The organism is Donghicola eburneus (assembly GCF_900115865.1).
Lineage (GTDB): Bacteria > Pseudomonadota > Alphaproteobacteria > Rhodobacterales > Rhodobacteraceae > Donghicola > Donghicola eburneus.
Genome location: NZ_FOXY01000018.1, coordinates 16,432 through 36,282 on the forward strand (window position 1 = coordinate 16,432; position 19,851 = coordinate 36,282).

Below are 19,851 nucleotides of genomic sequence, written 5' to 3' on the forward strand. Positions count from 1 at the left end.
TTAGTTGGCGGGGTTTTCTTTTGGCTTCAGCACCAGCCAGATCAGCGCACCGCCGGCCAGCATTAGGAACGGCGCCATGGCCATGTTGACGGCGGTCCAGCCTTCGACAGCCGTCCCGCCGGAGCAATTCATCAAACCGCCAGAGGCCAGCGAGGCCAAGGTCACACCACCGAACACCAGCATATCGTTCATGCCCTGCACAACGCCGCGCTCTTCGGGGCGGTGGGCGCTTGCCAGCATAGTGGTCGCGCCGATGAAGCCAAAGTTCCAGCCGATCCCCAAGAGGATCAAGGCAATAAAGAAGTTCTCAATCTCGACACCCTGTAGGGCGACGACACCCGCGACAGCGAGGATCAAAAGGCCCAAGGACACGACCTTTTCAACGCCAAATCTTGCGATCAAATGGCCTGTAAAGAAGGACGGGATGAACATCGCCAGAACATGGCCACTGACAATATCGGCGGCGTCTGCTTTGTCGTAGCCGCAGCCGACGACGGCCAATGGGGTTGATGTCATGACAAGGTTCATGAGTGCATAGCTGACCATGCCGCAGATGATTGCCACCACCACGCGGGGCTCGCGCAGGATCTCACGGCGCGAGCGTGCGGCGGGGGCATCCTCGGCCGGAACGGGTGGGCGTGGGATGTCGAGCGCCAAAAACAGCAGCATCCCCAACACGTTGATGGCGATTACGGCCATATAGGTCCCGATGAACGGGATCACTGAATAGTCAACGGTCCATTTCACCAGTTGCGGGCCGATGATGGCCGAGGCAAGGCCACCAGCCAGCACATAGGAAATTGCCTTGGGACGGAACTCTTCGGACGCCGTATCGGCGGCAGCAAAACGGTAAAAACCTTGCGCACACATATAGATACCGGTCAAATAGCTGCCGAGCAGAAACAACCAGAAGTTCGCATACATCAGCGCCGTCACAGCCGTGAAACTGCCTAGCAGACCGCCAGCCGCTCCTAAAATGAACCCTGCTTTTCGCCCATAGCGCTGCATTACGTTTGACAGCCATGGGGCAGTGGTCATGGAGCCAAAAACAATCATCGAGATTGGCAGCGTCGCCAGACAGGGGTTCGGCGCCAGTTGCTGACCGGCGAGACCGCCGATCACGAATATCATACTCATCTGGCTGCCAAGGATCGCCTGAGCGGCGGACAGGACAGCGACATTGCGCTTGGCGCGTTTGTGATCATATGCGGTCGTCATAGGCGCTAGGCGTAGAACTTTGTTGCGATTGCGTCCAGAGCACTTGTGACGCACTGTGCCACCATGGACGAACGGATCATCATCAGCGACGCCTGCGTCGCCGAGGGCGCGGCCTGGCTGGCAACGGCAGACCCAAGATTTGCAGCCGCTTTGGAGGCAACCGGCCCGTTGCCCCTGCGCCGGCGCAAGGACGGTTTTGAACAGTTGCTGAGCGCAATCGTCAGCCAGCAAGTCAGCGTCGCAGCCGCGAATGCGATCTGGAATCGGTTGCGCGCTGCGAAACTGACCGGCCCGCGAAAAGTCATGTGGGCGACCGAAGAAGAGTTGCGCGCTTGCGGTATGTCGCGGCAGAAAATCAAGTACGCCAAAGCCTTGGCCGAGGCGCGGATCGATTTCAAGGCGCTGCGCGACGCTTCGACAGATCAGGTTGTTGCGACCCTGACGCAAGTCAGCGGCATTGGCGTCTGGACCGCCGAGATTTACGCAATGTTCAGTCTGGGGCGCGCGGATGTCTTTGCCCCCGGTGATCTGGCCCTCCAAGAAGGCGCCCGCATTCTGTTTGATCTGCCTGAGCGGCCCAAAGAAAAAGCCCTGCGCTTAATGGCCGAAGATTGGAGCCCGTGGCGGGCTGTTGCGGCGCGGCTTCTGTGGGCTTACTACCATGTTGCAAAGGACAGGGAAGGGATCAGATGACTCGCGTTCTACAGTCGGACCGCCGCGAAGCGGCCTCGGGGCAAACCCGCTCGGTAATCGTATTTTTGCATGGCTACGGCGCGAATGGCGCGGATTTGATGGGACTGGCCGACCCTCTGGCCGAACATCTGCCTGACACCACGTTCTATGCGCCCGACGCCCCTGAAAATTGCGCTGGCGCACCGATGGGCTATCAGTGGTTCCCGATCCCGTGGATCGACAATTCGTCCGAGGAAGAGGCAGAGCGCGGGATGCGCGCCGCTGTCGAGGATCTAAACGCCTATTTGATGGGCATTTTGGACGACGAAGACATTCTGCCCGAACAACTTGTGCTGATTGGTTTCTCTCAGGGCACGATGATGGCGCTCCACGTCGCGCCCCGTTTCGAAGAGGCCATCGGCGGCGTGATCGGATTCTCGGGCCGTCTGCTGGTCCCCGAACTGCTGAAAGACGAGGCGAAATCCTATCCGTCGATCCTGCTGCTGCACGGCGATCAGGACGACGTGGTGCCGCCGCAAAGCCTGCCCGAAGCCGTCGAGGCACTGCAAGCGGCTGATTTCAAAGAGGTTTACGCCCACGTTATGAAAGGCACCGCGCACGGCATTTCGCCTGAGGGGCTTGGTGTTGCCTTGGCGTTCATGCGCGACAAGCTGGGGATGTAAGCCTGCCCGATTTGGGTGCGGGGCAGTCCGCCCCGTCACCAATCTGTCACGAAATCTGACTAAAACCGTGAACAACACGCCATATCAAGAGGCTTGCCAGAGGTAAGCCGCGATATATAGTGTTAGGTATACGGGGCGGGTTGTCCCGCCTCGGGTCAGTTAGACAGACGGGGCAAAGAGGCTTTATCCATGGACGGTGACTTTAGGACTGAATTCGTAAGAGAACCTGGCGCATTGAAACATCATCCGGCGCTGGTGCTAAATGCGGACTATCGTCCATTGTCCTACTATCCTCTATCGCTATGGCCTTGGCAGGAGGCGATCAAGGCGGTCTGGCTCGATAGAGTCGACATCGTTGCCGAATACGACACCACGGTCCGAAGCCAGAAAATGGAAGTCCGGATACCTTCGGTTGTTGTCCTCAAAGATTTTGTAAAACCTCAAAAGCGCGTGGCCTTCACGCGCTTTAATCTTTTTCTAAGGGACGAATTTTGCTGCCAATACTGCGGCGGACGGGGCGATCTGACCTTCGATCACGTGATCCCGCGCGCAAGAGGCGGCATCACCAGTTGGGAAAACGTTGTAGCGGCGTGTTCGCGCTGCAACCTGCGCAAGGGGTCCAAATCCTTGCGCCAAGCCAACATGCACCTGCGCAAACCGCCAAAGCAGCCCTCAGCCGAAGAGTTGCAATCGGTGGGGCGAAAGTTCCCCCCCAATCACCTGCACGTCAGCTGGATGGACTACCTGTACTGGGATGCCGAATTGCAGGCTTAACTGCTGTAGGCGCGCGTCGGGCGGTCGAACACACGGCGTCCCAGCGCAGACGCCGCAAGGTCCACCATCAATTGCGCGGTGCGTCCGCGTTCGTCTAGGAACGGGTTCAGTTCGACCAGATCGAGCGAGGTCATGAGCCCGCTGTCCGCGATCAGCTCCATGCACAGGTGCCCTTCGCGCACTGTCGCGCCGCCGGGAACGGTCGTGCCGACCGCAGGCGCCGCAGAGGGGTCTAGGAAGTCCACATCCAGCGACACGTGTAGATTGCCGCCAGCGTCCGCCACATCGCTGAGAAAGCGGCGGAGCAAGACTGAAATGCCGTTTTCATCAATCTCGCGCATATCGTGGTAGCGAATGTCGCTGTCTTCGAGCATGCTACGCTCGGCCTCGTCCACAGAGCGCAGGCCGATGATGCAGATGTTCTGTTCGGGAACGGGATTGGGGACGGTGGGGAAGCCCTCGAACCCGTCGCGGCCTGTGATGTAGGCCAGCGGGGTGCCGTGTAGGTTCCCGCTCTCGGTGGTCATTAGCGTGTGGAAATCGGAATGGGCATCGAGCCACAAAACGAATTGGGGCTTGTCGGTTGCGGCAGCGACGCCTGTCACCGAGCCCAGTGATAGGCTGTGATCACCGCCCAAAAAGATCGGTAAGCGTCCTGCTTGCATGGCGTTGCGGCCCGCACGGTGCAGGGACTGGGTCCAGCCGATGGTTTCGGCCAACGAATGTACAGCGGGATTGGCGCAGTCTGGATCGGCCACCATATCGGGCGTCAGATTGCCCACATCGGTCACGCTATGGCCAAGCCGCCGCAGCGCGCGCGCCAGATTGGCTGTGCGATACGCATCGGGGCCCATGAGGCAGCCTTTGCCTTTTTTGCCGCTGTCGACGGGGGCTCCGATCAGTTCGATATCCATGCGCTCAAATCCTTTTGGTCCAATTCCGGCCTGCGGGGCCGTCCTAACAGGAGGTGGGCCGCCGCGCCGGATTCGCAAGACCAACTGTACGAACGGGGCAGGTCCGCTGGCAACAACCTGCGCGAAGTCACCCTGATGCAAAAGAAAATCCCGATGATGTTGCCATCACCGGGATCTCTGAATTCTGCCGATGCAGCCGCAATCAGGGGATGATGCGGGTGTACTTGGACCCTTCGAGGGTGGCCCCAACGCGCAGACCGGTCTGGCCAAAGACAACAGCGACGACGGGCGCCAGCGATGTTGTCGTCTCGGCGCGGATCTTCTCGCCTTTGTCGGCCAGAGCATATTCGACGTTCGCGCCCGCTGCCCAACCGCTGGAGCGACGGAAATCCGCCAATGCATCGGGGGTCATGAAGAACAGAACGTGTGCATACTGCTGCGCACCGATCTGGAAGCCGACGGTGCCCTTGGTCGAGGCATAATAATCGACGGTCGCGTTGTTGATGCGCAGTGCGCCGCGGCCATAGGCCCCGCCAAAGCCAAGGCCAGCTTCGGTCACCAGCGGCATGACCAGCATGCCAACCGATTTATCGGCCAGCTCGCGGGTGCCGGGATAATTGTTGAACATGTAGCTCAATGTGCTGTCGACGCGGGCGTCGATGATCTGAGCGCCCTGCGAATTCACGCCATTGCCGCACGCAGCGACCAGCGGAAGCGCGCCCAAACCGGCGACGGTAAAGAAACGACGGCTAATGTCTGTCATGGTTTTGCCTGTCCTCTAACGGGGTATTCCCGGTTGTTATGGCGCAACTATAGGCTTGTCGACCGATTATGTCACCCGACAAGCGCGTGTTTGCCCTGAAATGGGACCTTAGGCGCCGATGATCTTGGCCGCAGCGGGGGCAAAGTAGGTCAGAACCCCATTACAGCCCGCGCGCTTGAAGCACATAAGGCTCTCCATCATGGCGCGTTCTCCGTCGATCCAGCCGTTCTGGGCCGCGGCCTGCATCATCGCGTATTCGCCGCTGACCTGATACGCGTAGACAGGCACACCGAATTCGTCCTGCGCGCGGCGGCAGATGTCCAGATAGGGCATGCCGGGCTTGACCATGACCATATCCGCGCCTTCGTCCAGATCGCGGGCGATGCAGCGCATGGCCTCGTCCGTGTTGGCCGGATCAAGCTGGTAGGTCTTCTTATCACCTTTCAGAACACCAGAGGCTCCAACCGCGTCGCGGAACGGCCCGTAAAAGGCGCTGGCGTATTTGGCACTGTAGCTCAAGATCGCGACGTTGATGTGGCCCGCATGTTCCAGCGCCTGACGCATGTCACCTATACGTCCGTCCATCATGTCCGAGGGACCAATGATGTCTGCACCCGCTTCTGCCTGCGACAGTGCCTGCTTGACCAGGGCCTCGACCGTTTCGTCATTCACCACGTAGCCATCGACCAGGAACCCGTCCTGACCTGTGATGTTGTAGGGATCCAGCGCCACGTCGGTCATCACGGCCATGTCCGGCAGAGCCGCCTTGATCGCGCGGGTGGCAGTGTTGGACAGGTTGTCGGGGTTCCACGCTTCGGCGCAGTCCAGCGTTTTCTTGGCCGGATCGGTGTAAGGGAACAGACAGATTGTGCTGACACCCAGATCAAACGCCTCTTTGGCGGCCTCGACGATTTTGTCCACGCTGCGGCGGTACACACCGGGCATCGAGGGCACAGGCTCTTCGACCCCTTGGCCATCGCGGACAAAGACCGGCCAGATCAGGTCATCCACGCTCAGGTTGTTCTCGCGGACCAAACCGCGCAGGGCAGGGGTGCGGCGCACGCGGCGCGGACGGCCGGCAGGAAAAGCAGCAGGAGCATAGGGCATGATCGGACCTCCAAAGGTTTTTTGATGGGTGCCACGGATTTGCGAGCACCTCAAGTCTGGGCATTACGGATCAACCGCGCTATGTCCCGTTTCTGACATCATTTTCAGGAGAGTGCCTTGGACCTTGGCGGGCGTATCTTTGAACTGATCGACATGCGGTCATTCTCCAATCTGTGGTACTGGATTGTGCTGGCGGCGATGTGGTCGTCCCTGAGCCATTTTGTGCTGGGGGTGCCCTATGACATGGTCGGGCGCGCGCGCAAACACGCCGGTCAGGAAATGGACGATCTGAACGCGCTGGTCCACATCAAGGCGCGGCGCATGCTGATGGTCTATGACCGTGCAGGCACATGGATCGTGGCAGGTTTGTCCTTTACGCTCAGTATGCTGCTGTTTCTGGGCTTCTGGTTCGGACTGGAGTTTGCGCAAGCGGTTTTCCTGCTGATGGCCCCCGCGATGATCGTCACGTTTCTGCGGATGCAATTCGCCGGTCGGATCATCGACAACACGATCCAAGGCACCGCCCTGTGCGATGCCATCACCCGCAACCGGTTCTACACCCAACTGATTGGGATGATCTCGGTATTCGTGACCTCGCTCTGGGGCATGTACCAGAACCTCAGCCTCGGAGTATTCGGTTAAGCCATGGCAACTTGGAACGCTCAACACCTGACCGTGGGCGGCGCGCCCGAAGGCTATGACGCCCGCCTCATCCTGTCCGAGATGGAGCGCAGCAAAGCGCCTGTCCTGCACGTCGCCCGCGATGACAAGCGGATGCAGGCGATGCGGGACGCGCTAAAGTTCTTTGCGCCGGATATGCCGGTCTTTACCTTTCCGGGGTGGGACTGTCTGCCGTTCGACCGCGTGTCACCGAACCCCGACATTACCGCTGCGCGGATGGCTTTGCTGGCCGCGATGGTGCACGGGATGCCGGAAAAGTATGTCCTGCTGACCACTTTGAATGCCGCAACCCAGCGCGTACCAGCGCGTGACACTCTGCGCGGCGCGTCCTTTATCGCGTCGGTCGGCAGCCGTGTGGACGAAAAGGAACTGCGGAATTTTCTGGTTCGGATGGGCTTCAGCCAGAGCCCGACAGTGATGGAGCCCGGTGACTACGCCATCCGCGGCGGCATCATCGACATCTTCCCGCCCGGCGACACGGGCCCGGTACGTCTGGATTTCTTTGGCGACACACTCGACGGCATCCGCCGGTTTGATCCGGTCAGCCAGCGCACCACAGACAAGCTCGACATCATCGAACTTGCCCCTGTGTCCGAGGTCATTCTCGAAGACACCGCCATCACGCGCTTCCGCCAGAACTACCGCATCGAGTTTGGCGCGGCAGGCAGCGACGACCCTCTGTACGAGGCTGTCAGCGCGGGCCGCAAACAGCAGGGCATGGAGCATTGGCTCCCGTTCTTCCACGAGCGGCTGGAAACTCTGTTCGACTTTGCCCCCGATGCAGTGATTACCTTGGACGAGGCGATGACCGCCGCCCGTCTGTCCCGCTGGGAGGGCATCGCGGACCAGTACGAAACCCGCCAGCACGCCCTGCAAACCAGCAAGAAGGGCGACACGCCCTACAAACCCGCGCCGCCTGAACTTCTGTACCTGACCGATGAGGCTTGGAACGAGACGGTGAACAGCCGCCGCGTGATCCAGTTCAACCCCTTGCCCCAAGCGACGGGTCCGAATGTGACCGACGCAGGCGGACGGATCGGGCGGAATTTCAGCCCCGAACGGCAGCAGGAAAGCGTCAGCCTGTTTGGTGCGCTCGCCGATCACATCAAGAAGAAACTGGCCAAGGGCCCCGTGGTCATCGCCAGCTACTCCGAAGGCGCGCGTGAGCGTCTGACCGGTCTGATCGAGGATGAAGGTCTGGCCGAAGCGATCCCGATCATGGATGGCACGCGCATCGGCAAGACTGGTTTGCATCTGGCCGTCTGGTCACTGGAGCACGGGTTCGAGGCCCCTATGGGCGACAAGGCTCTGACCGTGATCTCGGAACAGGACGTTCTGGGGGATCGCCTGATCCGCCAACCCAAGAAACGCCGTAAGGCCGAAAACTTCCTGACCGAGGCGACTTCGCTGACGCCGGGTGATCTAGTGGTCCACGTGGACCACGGCATCGGTCGCTATTTGGGCCTAGAGGTGGTGACAGCCGCCGGTGCGGCCCACGAATGCATCGTTCTGGAATACGCTGAGGCCGCGCGTCTGTACTTGCCGGTCGAGAACATCGAACTTCTGTCCCGCTACGGTCATGACGAAGGGCTGCTCGACCGCCTTGGTGGCGGCGCATGGCAGGCCAAAAAGGCCCGCCTGAAAGAGCGCATTCGCGAGATGGCGGACAAGCTGATCCGCGTGGCCGCCGAACGTGCCCTGCGCAAAGGCCAAATGCTGGAGCCGCCCGCCCATGCTTGGGAAGAGTTCTGCGCGCGTTTCCCCTATCAGGAAACCGACGACCAGCTGCGGGCGATCCACGACGTGGTCGAGGATTTGACAAGCGGAACCCCCATGGATCGCCTCATCTGCGGGGACGTGGGCTTTGGCAAAACCGAAGTCGCCATGCGGGCGGCCTTTATCGCCGCCATGTCCGGTGTGCAGGTGGCGGTGATTGCGCCGACCACGCTACTGGCTCGACAGCACGCCAAAGGCTTCCAAGAACGCTTCCGTGGTTTCCCGCTGGAAGTGCGCCAACTGTCCCGTTTCGTCAGCTCCAAACAGGCGTCAGAAACCCGCAAGGGGCTGGCTGATGGCACCGTCGATATCGTTGTCGGCACCCACGCGGTGCTGGCCAAAACCATCAAGTTCGACCGTCTGGGCCTGCTGATCATCGACGAAGAGCAACATTTTGGCGTGAACCACAAAGAGCGCCTGAAAACTCTGCGCTCAAACATCCACGTGCTGACTCTGACCGCGACCCCGATCCCTCGGACGCTGCAGCTGTCGCTGACGGGTGTCCGCGATCTGTCGATCATCGGCACGCCCCCCGTGGACCGTCTGTCGATCCGCACCTACGTGTCCGAGTTCGACAAGGTCACCATCCGCGAGGCGCTGCTGCGCGAACACTATCGCGGCGGGCAGTCCTTCTTTGTAGTGCCGCGCATCACCGATCTGGCCGAGATCGAGGACTTCCTAAAAGAGCAGGTGCCAGAGGTCAGCTATATCGTGGCCCACGGCCAGATGGCGGCGGGGGAACTCGACGACCGGATGAACGCGTTCTACGACGGGAAATACGATGTGCTGCTGGCGACCACGATCGTGGAGTCTGGCCTCGATATCCCGACGGCGAACACCATGGTTGTGCACCGGGCGGACATGTTCGGTCTGGCGCAGCTCTATCAAATCAGGGGCCGCGTGGGCCGTTCGAAAACCCGCGCCTATGCTTACCTGACCACCAAACCGCGGGCGAAACTGACCGCGACCGCGGAAAAGCGTCTGCGCGTGTTGGGGTCCCTCGATACCTTGGGTGCGGGCTTTACGCTGGCCTCGCAGGATCTGGACATTCGCGGGGCGGGCAACCTGCTCGGTGAAGAGCAGTCCGGCCAGATGAAAGACGTGGGCTACGAGCTCTATCAATCCATGCTGGAAGAGGCGATCGCCAAGATCAAATCCGGCCAGATGGAAGGGCTTCTGGACGACACAGACGACCAATGGGCGCCGCAAATCAATCTGGGTGTTCCCGTCCTGATCCCCGAAGATTACGTGCCTGATCTGGACGTGCGCCTTGGCCTCTATCGTCGTCTGTCCGAACTGACCAAGAAGGTCGAATTGGAAGGCTTTGCCGCCGAGCTAATCGACCGTTTCGGCAAGTTGCCCAAAGAGGTGAATACCCTGCTTCTGATCGTGCGGATCAAAGCCATGTGCAAACGGGCAGGGATCGCAAAACTGGATGGCGGGCCCAAGGGCGCGACGATCCAGTTCCACAACGACAAGTTCGCCTCGCCCCAAGGTCTGGTGGAATTCGTGCAGGCCGAAAAGGGCAAAGCCAAGATCAAGGACAACAAGATCGTTGTCATGCGGGACTGGTCGACCGAGGCGGACAAGATCAAGGGCGCGTTCAACATCGCCAAAGCGCTCGCCGAGAAAGTTGTCGAAGTCCAGAAACAGAAAAAGGCCGCCAAGTAAGGCGGCCTTTGGTCATTTCAGCGAGGGGCGCGATCAAACGGTCGCAACAGCCTCGTACCGGCGGGAAATCCGCATGATCAGGTAGGCAAAGCCCGAACACAGGGCGACACCGATCAACAGGGGCATCGGCGTGCCGTCATAGGAATAGCCCACAGGCACCGCAATCAGTACGGCCAGCACGGTCGAGATTGCGCCGATGATCGCGGCGGCAAAGCCTGCAACGTGGCCCAAAGGCTCCATCGCCAGAGCGTTGATGTTGCCGAACACAAGACCGATCATGAAGAACGAAATCGCCATGTAACCGACGAAGACGTAGAATTGGTATTCCGGCGCAATCATTCCGCTTTCCAGCAGGATCATGGCGACGATCGAGGCTGCGCACTGCACCCCAAGAGCGGTGGTGGACAGCAGGCGCATGCCGAGCGTCATCACCAGACGCGCGTTGGTAAAGGACGCAATCGCGGCAAAGGCCGCCACGCCAGCAAACCAGATCGGGAAGGTATCGCCACGTTGGTAGGTGTCCGTGAACAGCTGCGGCGCGCTCGAGATGAACGAGAACATTTGGCCAAAGCCCAGCGACAAGGCAGCGATGTACATCACGACCACGCGGTTGCCCAAAACCTCTCCCAGTGCGTAGCGGATCGCGCTTAGGCGCAGGGGACGGCGGTTCGCTTTGTCCAGCGTTTCGGGTTGGCGCAGCATCAGCCAGCCACCCGAGAACAGCGCAAAGAACACAAACGCGACAAACACACCACGCCAGCTGGAATACGCAATGATGACGGCACCGATCGAGGGCGCCATCGCAGGCACCAAGATAAACACGGTCATGACAAAGGACATGATCCGCGCCATCTCGCGGCCTTTGTAGAGGTCGCGCACCATGGCAAGGCTGACCACCCGCGGCGCCGATGCCCCAAGGCCCATCACGAAACGCGAGGCCAATAGGTGCTCCATATCATTGGTGCCGGCCGCATAGAGCGAAGCCAGCATGTAAATCCCGAGGCCCACGGCCACGGTGATCTTGCGTCCAAACCAGTCAGACAGCGGTCCGGCAAAGAACGTTCCAATGCCCATTCCCAGAACAAAGCTGGTGATGATCAACTGGGCACGGTTGACGTCGTCGGGGGTCATTTCCTGCGCGATCTGCGGGATCGCAGGCAGCATGGAGTCGATGGAGAAGGCAAGCGTGGCAAAGAGCATTGCCAGCATCCCCACGAATTCCGGAAAGTTGAGTGGCTTCGTGGGGGCTTTGAACATGCGCTTACGCTCCTACTAATTCGTCTATCACCTTGACCCATAGGTCTGACGGTTGCGCTCCGGGCACGGCGTGTTGACCGGCCACCACAAAGGTCGGCACCGCCTTAACCCCCATCTCGCGGGCCATGGCGTCTTTCTGCAAAATTTCGTCCTTGTCGGCGTCACTCGCTAAAAGGCGCAGGATCAATGCTGCGTCCATACCGGCACCGTCGGCAATGTCGGCCAGAACTTCATGTTCCGAGATATCCCGACCCTCATTGAAGTATGCCCGAAACAGAGCCGTGGCAACCGGGGTCTGGCGGCCTTCGACCCCAGACCAGTGAATTAGTCTGTGCGCGTCGAGCGTATTAGGTGTGCGGGAAATAGAGGATAAGTCGATCTCGAGCCCGATTTGTTCAGCGCGTTCAGAGACTTGGGCGTATGCCTTGACGGCGCCTTCCTTGCCGCCGAATTTCGCCTCTAGGTAAGCACGCCTATCGACCCCATCGGCTGGCATGTCGGGATTTAGTTGGAACGGCAACCATTCCAGATCGAACGGATGCTTTGGGCGCTCCGCCAATGCGCGGGTCAATTCGGTGTATCCGATATAGCACCATGGGCAGATCGGGTCGGAGAATAAATTCAGTTTAACCATCGGGTGCCTTTCGGGGCCTTAGGGTAGTTTCAATTCTTTGCGGCGCAGCTTGCCATTTGGGTTGCGCGGCAGATCGGTCAAATGCACCCACAGACGGGGCTGCTTGTAACGGGCCAGATTGGCCTCGGCATAGGCGGTCAGCGCGGCCTCGTCGAGGTCGGCATCAGCGGTGTAAAACGCCGCAATCACACGCACGTCGGGCTTGATCTCGACATCCGTTACGGCGACCTCGTGGATGCCCTCGATATGAGAGAGGGTTGCCTCGACCTCGAGCGGGGACACACGGAAGCCGCCCGCGTTCATCAGGTCATCATCGCGTCCCTGATAGGTGATAAAGCCGTTTTCGTCCATGATCCCTTGGTCGCCGGTAAGGAACCAGTCGCCGCGACGTTTTTCGGCGGTGGCCTCGGGGGCGTCCAGATAGCCCAGCATCAAGCCCGGATCGCGGTGGTCGATAGCGATGGTCCCAGCGGTGCCGCGGGGCACGGGCTGGCCATTTTCATCCACAATCGCCACCAGACGCCCGTCCTGCGGCGCACCGAGTGTTCCAGTGGCCGAGGGCCGCGCGGGACTGCCGGAAATGAACGTCGAGATTTCGGTTTGGCCATACGCCTCGTAGAGGCCAGTGCCCGTGGCCTCGGCCCACGCGGTGCGTAGGGCTTCGGGCAGCTTTTCACCAGCGCAGAGGCCGTGACGCAGTTTCGGCAGGCTGAGGCTCGGGTGGTCCTTCAGAAACTTACGGTAGACGCCGGGGGCTGCGGCCAGCAGCGTCGCGTCGTGTCGTTTCAGCAGCAAGGGCAAGGCCTTGGGGTCCGTTCCGTCCGCAGGGATCAGCGCGGTCGCCCCGCAAGCCCAAGGGTCCATCATGCCGGTGCCCAGCGTAAACGACCAGTTGAACGCGCCTGCATGCAGCAAACGGTCCGTGGGCTGTAGGTCATACCATCCCGCCCACATCATACGCCGCGCCCAGACAACGCGGTGCGCGTGGCACACAGCGCGGGGTGTCCCCGACGTACCAGAGGTGAAGATGATGTAGGCCATTCGGTTCGGATCGCCCATCTCAGGCGTCACCGGCTCCAGATCGCGCATCCCACGCAGATCCGCTTGGGGAATCGAGCGCCAATCGCCCTCGGGCGCCGGAACGTCAGGGGATTGCAGGATCGCAGCGGGCTGGATGATCTGCGCAAGTTTGCCTGCCTCTGGCGCGGTCAGTTGGCTGCTGGTCGGCAAGGGGATCAGGCCCGCCGCAATCGCGCCCAGGAAGGCCAGCGGAAAATCGACGGTATTTCCCAGCCGCAGCATCACGCGGTCACCCGGCTGCAATCCAGCGTTCAACAGCCCCGTGCCTGTGCCCAGTGCAGCGGCGCGCAGCTTGCCATAGCTCCAACGTTCCGCACCGGACAACGCCAGCACTGCAAGGGCGATCTTGTCATCAGGGGCGCCGCTGCCGTTCAGGACGTAGGCGGCCATATTGAATGGGTCGGGGCAGGGCGCTTGGGGCGTCGGCGTCGTGAGTGATTGCATGGCTCTTGGCTAAGGCCGTGCAGGCCCAGTTGCAAGAGTTAGGGCACGCGATTACAGAACCTTCATGACAAACAAAGACCCCAGACAGCTGATCCGTGTTGCCCGCGACTCCGAAGAGGACGTGCACGCCGTGCCTTTGGACCTTGGGGCCCGTGTGCGCGAATTGCGCAAAGAGGGAAACTGGACGCTAGAGCAAGCCGCCCAGAAAGCCGGATTGGCCCGCTCGACCCTGTCCAAGATCGAGAATGGCCAGATGTCACCGACCTACGAGGCGCTGAAAAAGCTGGCCGTGGGGTTGGGGATCAGCGTGCCGCAGCTGTTCACGCCGCCGCACAAATCGCAGGTGAACGGGCGCATGACCTCTACCAAGTCGGGCGAGGGCGCCGCCTATACTACGGCGACCTACGAACACGAACTTCTGGCCGAGAGCCTGACCAAAAAAACCATGCTGCCTTACCGCGCCCGTATCCGCGCGCGCTCTATGGAAGAGTTCGACGGCTGGGTCCGCCACGACGGCGAAGAATTTCTGTACGTGCTGACCGGCACCATCAAATTGTTCACCGAATTCTACGAGCCCATCGAAATGAAGCGTGGTGATAGCGCCTATTACGATGGGACCATGGGGCATAACGTGGTCTCGACCAGCCCAGAGGACGCGACGATCCTGTGGGTCACATCGCTGGTCTGACAGTTACAGTTTTCCGATGCGCTTGAGGGCGGCGTTGGCCTCGCCCTCATCCATGATTTCAAAGCTATGCTTGAGAAAGGCTTTGGCGCGACGCAATAGGATTTCGTAGACCTGATCCAGCGGGGCCTCTTCGGTCACCGGATCAGGGGTCAGCCAAACGCCGCGCGGGGTGCCCGCAGGCCATTTGGGCGCTTTGTACGCAGACAAATCACACAAGCTGATCACCATATCCACGGGGACCGCATCCACACCCGTGAACGCGTCCCAACTCTTTGGCTCTAAATCCGCGGTGGCTTGGTCCTGCGCCTCAAGCAGGCTGAGAACAGCCGGCGGGACCGACTCAGCAGGGGCTGGTCCTGCGGAATAGGCTGTCATGCGTTGAGGAGAGAGGTCGTTTAGGATCGATTCCAGTAGGATCGAGCGGGCATCGTTGCCCGCACATAACACGAGAATATTCATTTGTTTCCCGATGACAAAAACTGGCGGGACAGTACGCCTGTCCGCCAGTTCTGCCTAGAGGAATTATATCAGAACAAACCGCGCACGGCGCGGGCACTGTCTGCGATATCAAGGCCCACGCCTTCGACCGTGTTACAGGCGGTCAAACTGGCGAGCAGGGCCAACAGGACGATGGTCTTCATAGCGGATGTCCTTAGTCTTCTTCGTACCACCAGACGTCTGGCATGAAATCCAGCCAATCGCCATAGATCGGCAACGTTTCTGGATATTTCAGGTGACGATCATGGGCGATCCAGCTGACATTCCAATTGTAGAAAGGAATGACATACCGCCCCGTGGTCAGGACACGGTCCAGCGCCTTGGTCGCGGCGACGAAATCCTCGGTGCTTTGCGCCGAGAGGATATCACCGATCAGACCGTCCACGGCTGCATTTTCAATCCCGATCATGTTGTAGCTGCCTTGGGTGCCCGCAGCGTCAGAGCCCCAATAGAGGTACTGTTCGTTGCCTGGGCTCAGGGACACACCACGGCGGTAGTAGGTCATATCATAGTCAAAGGCATCGGTCCGCTCGCGGTACTGCGCGGCGTCCACCACATTGATGGTCACAGTAATCCCAAGGCTTTCGAGATGTTTGACGAAGATATCGCTGATGCTTTGGACTTCGCTGCTGCCCTGACGGAGCAGGATTTCGAATTCAAAGGGCTGACCTTCGGCATTTTTGAGCACGCCATCGCTGTCCACAGTCCAGCCAGCCTCTTCGAGCAGGCCAACCGCAGTGCGCAGGTTGCGGCGGTTGCGCTCTGATCCGTCTGAGACGGGCAGGTCGTAGCCTTCGATCGCGCCGGGCAGCAGGGCGTCCTGATACTGGTTCAGATACTCTAGAACGCGGCCTTCGGCGGGGCCGTGGTCCATCGACAGAAGCGAGTTCGAGAAGTACGAGGTGATGCGCTGCTGCTTGCCACCGTTCAGCGCCTGATTGATGAATTCAAAGTTAAACGCCTGCATCATCGCTTCGCGCACGCGCCAATCGTCAAACGGCGCTTCGCGGGTGTTCATAGCCAGACCAGTGATCCCGCTGGGGCGCTGGTGCGGGATTTCCGATTTCACCACGTCGCCGCGCTGAACCGCTGGGAAGTCATAGACCGTATCCCACTTCTGCCCGCTGGTTTCACGGAAGGCATTGAGTTCGCCCGCCTTGAACGCCTCGAACATGACCGAGCCATCGCCATAGAACTCCATCCGGAATTCGTCGATGTTGTTGGTCCCGCGGCGGAAGGGCAGATCATTCCCCCAATAGTCCTCGTCGCGCTTGAGGCTGACGTATCGGCCTGTCTCGTAGTCTTCGATCACGTAGGGCGCGGTGGTGATTGGCACCACGTTCACCCCCGCATCCTCAAAGCTGACCTCCTCAAACTGCGCCTTTTTCAGGATTGGGCGCATCCCGATCAGCAGAGCCAATTCGGGGTTGTCATCGTTGAAGGTGAACTTGATCTTGCGCTCGCCGGTTTGCTCCATGCTTTCGACCTTGGACCAGACGCCAAGGTAGCGCGGGTGGCCCACAGTGCCGAGCGTCTCATAGGACCACATCACATCCTCGACGGTCAGGGGCGTGCCGTCGCTAAAGGTGACATTGTCGCGCAAAGTGAATTCGACCCAGCTGCGATCTTCTGCGGTTTCGATTGTTTCGGCGATCAGCCCATACAGACCGAAAGGTTCGGCCCAATTACGTCCCATCAAGCTTTCGTAGGCCACGAAACGTAACTGCCACGGTACACTTCCCTTGGCCTGATGCGGGTTCAGACTATCAAAGCTTCCGGTCTCTCCCATGACCACGCGGCCGCCCTTGGGGGCCTCGGGATTTACGTAAGGCAGAGATTCGAATCCCTCGGGCAGTGCGGGCGCGCCATACATAGCAATCCCGTGCATCGGCTCGGCCCATGCTGTGTGCGCGATCAGGGTTAATGCACCGATCGCCATCGGGAATGCCGGTTTCTTCCTTAAAAACAATGCCACGTACGCCTCTCCTCGGGTGCTGTGCGGATCAATCAGGTAAAATCCTAGACACCGTTCTGTGTCTTTTCAAACTTTTAGCTTGGACAGTGGCGCGCAATTGCTTATACAGAAGTCACTGCTCGATAGGTTTCTTGCCTGTATGAAACCTGCCTCAATACTTGCGCCGGCCTTGTGCCGGCGTTTTTTTTCGCTGCCACATCATTGACATAACGCGGTTTTTTGCCGCCGGACGCGAAGTATCTGTGGAACTGAAGCCGCCCCAATGAACTTAATGCAGTGATAGGAATCGATTCTGCGCCTGCACGGACAATGCGCACAATCGTCGTCATTTCATAAGGGGGAATTTATGACTTTGAAGGGCAAAACCGCTGTCGTGACCGGCTCGAACTCGGGGATTGGTTTGGGCGTGGCGCGCGAGCTGGCCAAAGCTGGCGCAGATGTCGTCCTGAATTCGTTCACCGACAACGAAGAAGACCACAAACTGGCCTCTGATATGTCCGAAGAATTCGGCGTATCTGTAACCTACATTAAGGCCGACATGTCCAAGGCCGACGAATGCCGCGCCCTGATCGACAAGGCTGGCAAGTGCGATATCCTCGTGAACAACGCTGGCATCCAGTTCGTCAAAGGCATTGATGAGTTCCCCGTCGAGAAGTGGGACGCGATCATCGCGATCAACCTCAGTTCGGCCTTCCACACCACCGCAGCTGCACTGCCGAAAATGCGCGAGGCTGGCTGGGGCCGCATTGTGAACATCGCGTCGGCGCATGGCTTGACCGCCAGCCCCTATAAATCGGCCTATGTGGCCGCCAAGCACGGTGTTGTGGGGCTCACCAAAGTGACCGCGCTGGAGACGGCCCAAGAGCCCATCACCGCCAATGCGATCTGTCCGGGCTATGTGCTGACCCCGCTGGTCGAGGCACAAATCCCCGACACCATGGAAAAGTACGACATGAGCCGCGAGGACGTGATCAAGAACGTCATGCTCGAGCGCCAGCCGTCCAAGGAATTCGCCACCGTCGAAGAGCTGGGAGGCACAGCCGTGTTCCTATGTTCGGATGCGGCCAAGCAGATCACCGGCACCACCATCAGTGTGGACGGCGGCTGGACGGCTCTTTGATCAAAGACCGGGCGCGCCATTCGAGCGCGCCCGTTGATGGCCTAGGGAGGGGACATATTCATTGCAGCGAAAGGCTGATTTTTTATGGCACCTAGATCCAAAAGCCCAAATTTGAAACGCATTAACCTCGCGCTCCAAGGTGGGGGCGCACACGGCGCCTACACATGGGGCGTGCTTGATAAAATCCTTGAACATGACGACATTGAAATCGCGTCTATGTCTGGCACCTCTGCCGGGGCAATGAATGCGGCGGCAGTCAAGGCAGGCCTGATCAAGAACGGGCGCCAAGGGGCGCGGGATATGCTGGCCTTTCTCTGGGGCCAAATCGCGGGGATCGAGGATTTCCGCCTCCCGAGTTGGATGACCGGTTATGTCTTGACGCCTGGCCAGCTGTCGAAAACCATTGAAATGAGCGCCCCGTATGTGTGGGCCGACCTCGTGTCACGGATGATGACGCCCTATGCGTGGGGGCCGTTCTACCAGAACCCGCTGCAAAAAATCGTCGAGTCCTTTGACTTCGACTGCGTCTGTGCCGATGCGGGGCCCGAGGTGTTTATCTGCGCCACCAACGTCCGCTCCGGCAAGGTAAAGGTGTTCAGCGGCGAAGAGCTGAGCAGCGACGTGATCCTAGCCTCGGCTTGCCTGCCCACGCTGTTCCAAGCGGTCGAGATTGAGGACCCCGCAACAGGCGAGACCGAGGCTTATTGGGATGGCGGCTACACTGGCAACCCAGCGCTATTCCCGATGTTCGAACCTCATCTGCCGCAGGACATTGTGATCGTAAATATCAACCCGATCCACCGCGACGAAATCCCCAAGACGCCCCAAGAAATTCAGAACCGAATCAATGAGATAAGCTTTAACGCTTCACTCTTGCGCGAACTCAGGGCGATCTCGTTTGTGCAGGAGTTGATTGAAGATGGTGCCATCACGACCAACCAGATGAAGGACGTCTACGTGCACATGATTGCCGATGATCAGATGATGAACAATCTGTCAGTGGCGACAAAACTGGTGCCAACCCCTTATGTCATTCAGGAGTTGCGCGATGCGGGCCGAGATGCTGCCGAGCAGTTCTTGGTCGAACACAAAGACAAGCTGAACATGAAGGGCAGCGTCGATCTGCCCTCAATGTTTGCCTAATTTCCGGTGTGCCCGCGCTTCTTCGATCGGCGTGGGCACTGCTTTATCCTCTGGCGGATAAACCAGACCGGCCGAGATCACGAGTTTGGCCGCGTCCTCAATCGACATATCCAGTTCGATCACCTCGGATTCCGGAAAGAACAGCAAGAAGCCCGATGTCGGGTTCGGTGTTGTGGGCACGAACACGCTGATCAGCTTCTCCATCGTATCCGGGCGGCGCGAAATTTCGCCCTTAGCATCGGTCGAGATGAATCCGACCGCCCAAATCCCGCGGCGCGGATATTCGATCAGGCAGGCCTTTTCAAAGCTACGCTCTGACTGGGCAAAGACGGTCTCGGCCAACTGCTTCAGCCCCGAGTAGATGGACCGCACCACTGGCATCCGGTCCACTTGGCGTTCGGACCAGCGGATAAAAGACCGACCGATCAGACCCTTGGCGATCCAGCCGGTCAGGATGGTGAACAGAAGAAAGAAAATGACGCCGACACCGCGAATGTTGATCGAGGTATCCTCGCCGAACCAATGCTGAAAGAATTCTTCGGGATGGTAAGCACGCGGGACAAACGGCATGACAAAGCTGTCGACCCATCCGATCACAGTCCAAATCAGCCATACGGTCAGACCTATCGGCGCGATCACGACGATGCCGGTGAAAAAGTTCGATCTGAGACGGGCAAACATGCCCGGCTTGCGATGCGTCGGGTGGTCTTCGTCGAAAGGCGTCGTCATGTCTTTGATGTTCCGGCGGCGTGT

At 59.5% G+C, this 19,851-nt stretch carries 19 protein-coding genes; 8 read left to right on the forward strand and 11 right to left on the reverse strand.

Features of this window, described 5'->3' with window-relative positions:
* Entirely contained in the window at nt 1–1,218 is a 1,218-nt protein-coding gene (locus BM225_RS19630) for an MFS transporter (RefSeq protein ID WP_072706434.1), read from the reverse strand.
* A gap of 63 nt (nt 1,219–1,281) precedes the next feature.
* Here BM225_RS19630 and BM225_RS19635 point away from each other — a divergent pair, with 63 nt between their 5' ends.
* The 3 genes from BM225_RS19635 (at nt 1,282) to BM225_RS19645 (ending at nt 3,347) form a co-directional block, all read left to right on the forward strand.
* Nucleotides 1,282–1,911, forward strand: coding sequence for a DNA-3-methyladenine glycosylase family protein (locus BM225_RS19635; RefSeq protein WP_072706435.1), 630 nt, complete (start codon nt 1,282–1,284; stop codon nt 1,909–1,911).
* Complete coding sequence (locus BM225_RS19640; RefSeq protein WP_072706436.1) at nt 1,908–2,573, forward strand: alpha/beta hydrolase; 666 nt, start codon at nt 1,908–1,910, stop codon at nt 2,571–2,573. Before BM225_RS19635 ends, BM225_RS19640 begins: the two co-directional genes overlap by 4 nt.
* A gap of 189 nt (nt 2,574–2,762) precedes the next feature.
* On the forward strand, nt 2,763–3,347 hold the full coding sequence (locus BM225_RS19645; RefSeq protein WP_072706437.1) for an HNH endonuclease: 585 nt from the start codon (nt 2,763–2,765) through the stop codon (nt 3,345–3,347).
* Here the strand turns inward: BM225_RS19645 and rocF are convergent.
* The 3 genes from rocF to hemB all read right to left on the reverse strand — a co-directional run bounded on the left by rocF (nt 3,344) and on the right by hemB (nt 6,131).
* Nucleotides 3,344–4,261 carry an arginase gene (rocF, locus tag BM225_RS19650; protein ID WP_072706438.1) on the reverse strand — a complete coding sequence of 306 codons (918 nt, stop codon included), beginning with the start codon at nt 4,259–4,261 and terminating at the stop codon, nt 3,344–3,346. The two genes, BM225_RS19645 and rocF, sit on opposite strands and share 4 nt — an antisense overlap.
* Before the next feature lie 202 nt (nt 4,262–4,463).
* Nucleotides 4,464–5,024, reverse strand: a complete 561-nt coding sequence (locus BM225_RS19655; RefSeq protein ID WP_072706439.1) for a lipid-binding SYLF domain-containing protein — start codon at nt 5,022–5,024, stop codon at nt 4,464–4,466.
* A gap of 108 nt (nt 5,025–5,132) precedes the next feature.
* On the reverse strand, nt 5,133–6,131 hold the full coding sequence (gene hemB, locus BM225_RS19660; protein WP_072706440.1) for a porphobilinogen synthase: 999 nt from the start codon (nt 6,129–6,131) through the stop codon (nt 5,133–5,135).
* Nucleotides 6,132–6,248: 117 nt separating this feature from the next.
* On the opposite strand from hemB, the gene BM225_RS19665 reads away from it, so the two are divergent.
* Both BM225_RS19665 and mfd read left to right on the forward strand, forming a co-directional pair.
* A complete protein-coding gene (locus tag BM225_RS19665; RefSeq protein WP_072706441.1) occupies nt 6,249–6,773 on the forward strand; it encodes a component of SufBCD complex in 525 nt (174 codons plus the stop codon).
* A gap of 3 nt (nt 6,774–6,776) precedes the next feature.
* Nucleotides 6,777–10,259: a transcription-repair coupling factor gene (gene mfd, locus BM225_RS19670; protein WP_092465269.1), complete on the forward strand. Its 3,483-nt coding sequence runs from the start codon at nt 6,777–6,779 to the stop codon at nt 10,257–10,259.
* A gap of 33 nt (nt 10,260–10,292) precedes the next feature.
* On the opposite strand, the gene BM225_RS19675 is transcribed toward mfd, so the two are convergent.
* Genes BM225_RS19675 through BM225_RS19685 form a run of 3 tightly spaced genes read right to left on the reverse strand, consistent with a single transcriptional unit; the run spans nt 10,293 to nt 13,674 of the window.
* On the reverse strand, nt 10,293–11,516 hold the full coding sequence (locus BM225_RS19675; protein ID WP_092465270.1) for a multidrug effflux MFS transporter: 1,224 nt from the start codon (nt 11,514–11,516) through the stop codon (nt 10,293–10,295).
* Between the two features lie 4 nt (nt 11,517–11,520).
* Nucleotides 11,521–12,150: a DsbA family oxidoreductase gene (locus tag BM225_RS19680; protein WP_072706444.1), complete on the reverse strand. Its 630-nt coding sequence runs from the start codon at nt 12,148–12,150 to the stop codon at nt 11,521–11,523.
* 18 nt (nt 12,151–12,168) lie between these two features.
* Nucleotides 12,169–13,674 (reverse strand): class I adenylate-forming enzyme family protein, encoded by a 1,506-nt coding sequence (locus BM225_RS19685; protein ID WP_072706445.1) that lies wholly within the window; start codon nt 13,672–13,674, stop codon nt 12,169–12,171.
* A 64-nt stretch (nt 13,675–13,738) separates the two neighbouring features.
* Here BM225_RS19685 and BM225_RS19690 point away from each other — a divergent pair, with 64 nt between their 5' ends.
* Nucleotides 13,739–14,362, forward strand: coding sequence for a helix-turn-helix domain-containing protein (locus tag BM225_RS19690; RefSeq protein ID WP_072706446.1), 624 nt, complete (start codon nt 13,739–13,741; stop codon nt 14,360–14,362).
* Nucleotides 14,363–14,365: 3 nt separating this feature from the next.
* Here BM225_RS19690 and BM225_RS19695 read toward each other — a convergent pair whose 3' ends face one another.
* The 3 genes from BM225_RS19695 to BM225_RS19705 all read right to left on the reverse strand — a co-directional run bounded on the left by BM225_RS19695 (nt 14,366) and on the right by BM225_RS19705 (nt 16,799).
* Nucleotides 14,366–14,821 (reverse strand): arsenate-mycothiol transferase ArsC, encoded by a 456-nt coding sequence (locus tag BM225_RS19695; protein WP_072706447.1) that lies wholly within the window; start codon nt 14,819–14,821, stop codon nt 14,366–14,368.
* A 68-nt stretch (nt 14,822–14,889) separates the two neighbouring features.
* Entirely contained in the window at nt 14,890–15,003 is a 114-nt protein-coding gene (locus tag BM225_RS19700; protein WP_072706448.1) for an entericidin, EcnA/B family, read from the reverse strand.
* Nucleotides 15,004–15,014: 11 nt separating this feature from the next.
* Nucleotides 15,015–16,799 carry an extracellular solute-binding protein gene (locus BM225_RS19705; protein WP_072706449.1) on the reverse strand — a complete coding sequence of 595 codons (1,785 nt, stop codon included), beginning with the start codon at nt 16,797–16,799 and terminating at the stop codon, nt 15,015–15,017.
* Nucleotides 16,800–17,181: 382 nt separating this feature from the next.
* Between BM225_RS19705 and BM225_RS19710 the strand changes: the two genes are divergently transcribed.
* Together BM225_RS19710 and BM225_RS19715 are read left to right on the forward strand one after the other, a co-directional pair.
* Nucleotides 17,182–17,955 (forward strand): 3-hydroxybutyrate dehydrogenase, encoded by a 774-nt coding sequence (locus BM225_RS19710; RefSeq protein WP_072706450.1) that lies wholly within the window; start codon nt 17,182–17,184, stop codon nt 17,953–17,955.
* Between the two features lie 111 nt (nt 17,956–18,066).
* The gene (locus BM225_RS19715; protein WP_245780556.1) at nt 18,067–19,098 is read left to right on the forward strand and encodes a patatin-like phospholipase family protein; all 1,032 of its coding nucleotides are present in this window, start codon (nt 18,067–18,069) and stop codon (nt 19,096–19,098) included.
* Here BM225_RS19715 and BM225_RS19720 read toward each other — a convergent pair.
* Complete coding sequence (locus tag BM225_RS19720; protein WP_072706452.1) at nt 19,084–19,827, reverse strand: DUF502 domain-containing protein; 744 nt, start codon at nt 19,825–19,827, stop codon at nt 19,084–19,086. The two genes, BM225_RS19715 and BM225_RS19720, sit on opposite strands and share 15 nt — an antisense overlap.
* Nucleotides 19,828–19,851 lie beyond the last annotated feature (24 nt).